We start from the raw sequence: 4,330 nt of genomic DNA on the forward strand, positions 1-4,330 counted from the left end.
TGAAAAGGAGGCTCTTTATTTTGAAAATTTTTAAGTATTTACTCTTTTTGTGTCTACTTTATTGACATCTATCCACATTAATTCGAATTTTGAAATATTCTCCAAAATATATCCTACCTACTTCATTATCTTTCTTCATTATTTTTAGATAACTATCTGTTCTGACCAATGCAGTGATACCTTTTAAAATAGTAGAACATAAATCATTATCTTGATACTTCAAATAAATATTAATCTGCTCTTCATAACTGTATAGAAACACGGTTAAAGAAAATTCTCCTGACTCTCTTTTATAAAGAAATGTCCCATCACCATTATTTCCTGTCAAGCTCTCTCCCTCTGAATAAAACAATTCTAGTAGATCTAGTTCATCATAATTCATCAATCTAATCAACCCTCCTTTATTGAGGAATAACTGTAATAACCTCTCCTGCATCATTTGTAATTACTTTAATTTCTTTTGTTGTATATTCCCATGTTCCCTTCGAATTGCCAGGCATTCTATTCCCATTTTTAATAGTATTCTCTACGACCGTTGGGGGAATATTTCGTGGTTGTGCGTAACTTTTTACAAAATCTTTATAACTATCTTCTGTTAATCCCCGGCTCCTTGCTATTTTTTCTGCACGAGTATTTAGTTCTGCTCTTACTTCAATTGTATCAGGAGCCATTCTTTCCAAAGCATGTCCTGTATATTTTCGTCCATTTATTGTAGCTCCATTTTCACTCAAACTCCAAGAAATCTCATCTTGATTCACTACTACTCTAGAGCCATTTGGCGTTACTACCTTATAAGCCGCATACGTAAAACCTAACATCTGAATTGCCTGCCCTAATTCTGTATCATTTAACCATGTTACCACATCTTCAACACCCTGAGATACAGTAGTAATGCTACCTAACACTTTCCCATATTTTTCACCTGTTACATAATTAACACCATTTCGCCAACCATCCTTCACTTTTTGATTATATGTTTCTAAACTCATGAATTGGATAAAGCCCTCATCTAAATATTTGCCTGTTTTATCCAAATACTGATAAAGAGAAGGGGATTTAATCCCATACCCTGTTTTTTTATCCTCAATTTGCCATAAAATACTTGGGTTTCCTTCTGGATCTTTATAAATGACAGCATAAACGTTATATTTTTCTAACTCTTTATTCTTTTCCTCATCAATTCCACGGTTTTTGTCTTCATGGATTTGCCACTTATCCTGGATTATCGCCGCCCAAGACAAATCATTAGGAACAGTAAACGTTCCTGTAGAAGCATTCCAAGCTGTCTTCGTTTGGGCAATCCCTTGATCAACAGCCTGTTTCAAGCTTGCAATTTCTGAAAAAATATTCGGTGAGCTCGCATGAAAGGCGACTAATTTTTGAAGCTTCTCTTCGAGTTCTTTTTTACTCGTTTGATAAACGTCAATCAGAGCTTGATTAAGTTTCAGCTGCAATTGTTGATCCGTTTCTGGTAACGGAGATTGCATTACTTGTTTCTGAAGCGTATTCGCTTGGTTGATGAGGTTGTCTGCTTGCCGGATTTGTTCTTCAAGTTCGGATTGTTTGAGATCTCCGCTATCGACTTCACTTTGGTAACGTTCCGGGAATTTCTTAACAGCTTCTTCTGTCGCTTCTGTTAATAAAATACCTCCCTGAATTAAGGGATAGAGGACAGCACTATAATAGGCTTTGGCCGAATCATAGGCCTTTCCTTTTAAAAAAGGCTCTAAGGTAAACTGACTAATCGCTTTTTGAAGCGCTGCGTACCCTTCTAAGTGCTGCTGGCAAACTTGACTCGTACTGGTCGCTTGAGCTTTCGACTTTGACACATACATATTGATACTCATACTTTCCCCTCCTGTTCGTCTAGGCTAGCTTTTCTTTTTTCGTAGGCGACTTCATTGGCTTGGTCTTCCAAGTCTCTTTTTTCTTGTTGGAAGGCTTCTTCCATCCCTTCAAAATGCTCTTGCGTCGATCGTGAAAGGGAGAAAACCTGTTCTTGCATTTGTTCGCGCAAAAAGGCCCGATCATTTTTTCGAAACTGCCAACTCACCTCTTCCACAAATCGGAGTCCTTGTCGAAAATGGTTCTCGTAGGCCTCTTGAAGTTGCTGAACAGCACGCCTTTTTTGTTGATTTTCGTCCACTTTCCCCATTAGCCGCCGTTCTTCTTGCTGCCACTCAGTCCACGTCTTCATGGTGTTGGGCCTCCAATCGATGAAAGGCTGGCTCCTATTTCCGCATCTTTCGCTGCAAAGGCCTCCGCGACGCTTTGCAAGTTCGTACTTGCTGTTGTTAAAGCATTCGCAATCTGAGAAACTGCTTCAACTTCTGCTTGAATGGCCGTATGAGCCTGTGTGTTCCCTCCAACTGTTGTTTCTTCATCCTTGGTCACGGTTGTTCCTTGTTTCTGAAGCGTCGAAACCGCCTGTTGAAGCGCGGTGGCTTTTTCGGAGGCTTGGCCTAAATCACTCGCTACTGTGCTCATTCATGCTCCTCTCCTTCTTACTTTTTAGAAAAAACGCCTCTTACGAGAAACTCATAAGGGGCGTATTCGGTATGAGGCTTAAAACCCAAAGTTTTGAGAAAGTTGTTGATCTTGTTCTTCCACTGCAGTAGCTGTTTTTTGAAGTTGTTGTTCAATTTGATCCATCAAATTCGCAAACTCGGTTACTTTTGGTTTTAATTGATTAAACTGATCATCAAATTTTACAAAAGCTTGTCCTTCCCATTCGCTCCGAAGCTGTTCTTGGGTTTGAGATAAGCGTTGTAGCATTTGTTCGATATCCCGTGCGCTTGTGCCGTACGTTTTGGCACGATCTCGTAATTCAGCCGGGCTCATTCTAATTTGTCCTGACATTCTACTCCATCTCCTATATATGTGTATTATTTTCTTTCAATTTATAATATAGCACAGCCTGTACCTATTGTCTGTGTCTATTTTGTGACAAATCCTTCCTTGATTCGACAAATCGTTCTTTTAGAATGGAATGAAACGTTAGTTATCCATTTTCAGTTGCCGCTCCATTTCTTTGGCTTCCTTTAACAACCGATCTTCCTCTTGTTCTAAGATTTCTAACTCCCCTTGATAAGCCATTAGTTTTTCTTCCGCTTCTTGAATAAGGCGTTGAGTCGGATGACTCAAAATGGCTACTTCTTCATGAAAATAGCCTTCTATATGAAGATCTCGCTCAACATCTGCTAATTTCTCCTCTACATGGGGAAGATCTTGTTCTTGTATTTTCCGAAAAGCTTGCAGTTGTTCCTTTGTCCCTTCCCGCACATGGTGAAGCGCTTTTTGCTTGAGTCGAATTTTCTGAAATTGATAGATGATCTCTTCTTGTGGGCTTCTTTTATCAGTCATGGCGCACACTCCTTGGAATTTATTGGTAATTTTTTCCTCGTTATCTTTCAAGCGACGAAAAACAAGCGTAAGATCCACGTTCTGGTCCACAACTTTTTTTGCTCGACTATGAATCGTCCAAAGAGTTCGCTTCACTTTCCTATTCAAACGACTTGACTCTAATTCCTTTTCTGCTTCCTCAATAGATCGTAACCGTGGGTCTCTGGTATCAAAGTCATAAAGATAGTGAACGACCATCAATTCCCAATAGTCATCTTTTAACACCTTTTCCAACTTGTTTTGCTGATTGAGAACTTTTAAACGCTAATAAAGACTCGGAAAAGGAATAGCTTGAGATCCTCTTCCGATAATTTTTCAGGACGACCCCTATTTCGACCTCTTGCACGAGCCGCTGCTCATCCAGCTGCGGAACGTTCTAAAATTCAATTTCGTTTAAATTTGGCAAAGACTGTGAAGAGATGAAAAATGAGTTGACCTGTTGAACTCGATTTGTTCATTGTGATTTTTTCTTGTAAACTGTGAAAGCTCACTCCACTTTCATTCAACTGATTCACGCGGATGGTACTTAGTTGCCCCTCTTTCTTGTTTGAAAGCCTGAAAGGCTCCCTCGAGGATACTTTCCACTAAATCATGGATGGCCAATGCAATATCTTCTTTTTCTACTTTCTTTTCTAAATCGAGCGGCAAAATAAGTTGATTCATGTTATGCTATTTATACAAAAAAGATCACCCCATTAAATTTGGTTTAGTCGCTTTAATTTTAACATGGGTGGTCTTTTTTGTGTTAAAAAAATAAATCTCTATCTGTTTTGATTGATCAAAACAGATAGAGATTTTTCTTACGAATGGGATTTATGTCCCAAACTCTTTCAATTTTTTATTAGAGACTCTCTTCTGAGAGATCTAAATCTTCAAGATCAGTTGTCTTCACTTTGTCACCATACATGACTTTCATGAATGCTTCTTG

General features: G+C 38.8%; 7 protein-coding genes and 1 pseudogene. All 8 read right to left on the reverse strand.

Annotated features, from left to right (window positions below):
• Nucleotides 1–58 precede the first annotated feature (58 nt).
• Nucleotides 59–382 carry a hypothetical protein gene (locus tag HCK02_RS13270; protein ID WP_167630584.1) on the reverse strand — a complete coding sequence of 108 codons (324 nt, stop codon included), beginning with the start codon at nt 380–382 and terminating at the stop codon, nt 59–61.
• Nucleotides 383–401: 19 nt separating this feature from the next.
• Complete coding sequence (locus tag HCK02_RS14150; RefSeq protein ID WP_246215607.1) at nt 402–1,847, reverse strand: T7SS effector LXG polymorphic toxin; 1,446 nt, start codon at nt 1,845–1,847, stop codon at nt 402–404.
• Complete coding sequence (locus HCK02_RS13280) at nt 1,844–2,197, reverse strand: DUF3958 family protein (RefSeq protein ID WP_167630579.1); 354 nt, start codon at nt 2,195–2,197, stop codon at nt 1,844–1,846. Before HCK02_RS13280 ends, HCK02_RS14150 begins: the two co-directional genes overlap by 4 nt.
• Nucleotides 2,194–2,487 carry a TIGR04197 family type VII secretion effector gene (locus HCK02_RS13285; RefSeq protein WP_167630580.1) on the reverse strand — a complete coding sequence of 98 codons (294 nt, stop codon included), beginning with the start codon at nt 2,485–2,487 and terminating at the stop codon, nt 2,194–2,196. The genes HCK02_RS13280 and HCK02_RS13285 overlap by 4 nt, the downstream gene beginning before the upstream one ends.
• A 78-nt stretch (nt 2,488–2,565) precedes the next feature.
• Complete coding sequence (locus tag HCK02_RS13290; protein WP_167630581.1) at nt 2,566–2,859, reverse strand: WXG100 family type VII secretion target; 294 nt, start codon at nt 2,857–2,859, stop codon at nt 2,566–2,568.
• Nucleotides 2,860–2,997: 138 nt separating this feature from the next.
• Entirely contained in the window at nt 2,998–3,636 is a 639-nt protein-coding gene (locus HCK02_RS13295; RefSeq protein ID WP_167630582.1) for a hypothetical protein, read from the reverse strand.
• A gap of 53 nt (nt 3,637–3,689) precedes the next feature.
• Nucleotides 3,690–3,917, reverse strand: a pseudogene (locus HCK02_RS13300) (recombinase family protein); the annotation flags it as partial.
• Nucleotides 3,901–4,065 carry a hypothetical protein gene (locus tag HCK02_RS13305; protein ID WP_167630583.1) on the reverse strand — a complete coding sequence of 55 codons (165 nt, stop codon included), beginning with the start codon at nt 4,063–4,065 and terminating at the stop codon, nt 3,901–3,903. The gene HCK02_RS13305 and the pseudogene HCK02_RS13300, both read right to left, overlap by 17 nt.
• Between the last annotated feature and the right edge of the window lie 265 nt (nt 4,066–4,330).

Origin of the sequence: Listeria valentina, from assembly GCF_011800755.1 — a bacterium.
In the GTDB taxonomy this organism is placed as follows: domain Bacteria; phylum Bacillota; class Bacilli; order Lactobacillales; family Listeriaceae; genus Listeria; species Listeria valentina.

Bases quoted from the DNA above. Each gene is read 5' to 3' on its own strand.
- HCK02_RS13270 (WP_167630584.1), bottom strand. From the start codon at position 382: ATGAATTATGATGAACTAGATCTACTAGAATTGTTTTATTCAGAGGGA.
- HCK02_RS14150 (WP_246215607.1), bottom strand. From the start codon at position 1,847: ATGAGTATCAATATGTATGTGTCAAAGTCGAAAGCTCAAGCGACCAGT.
- HCK02_RS13280 (WP_167630579.1), bottom strand. From the start codon at position 2,197: ATGAAGACGTGGACTGAGTGGCAGCAAGAAGAACGGCGGCTAATGGGG.
- HCK02_RS13285 (WP_167630580.1), bottom strand. From the start codon at position 2,487: ATGAGCACAGTAGCGAGTGATTTAGGCCAAGCCTCCGAAAAAGCCACC.
- HCK02_RS13290 (WP_167630581.1), bottom strand. From the start codon at position 2,859: ATGTCAGGACAAATTAGAATGAGCCCGGCTGAATTACGAGATCGTGCC.
- HCK02_RS13305 (WP_167630583.1), bottom strand. From the start codon at position 4,065: ATGAATCAACTTATTTTGCCGCTCGATTTAGAAAAGAAAGTAGAAAAA.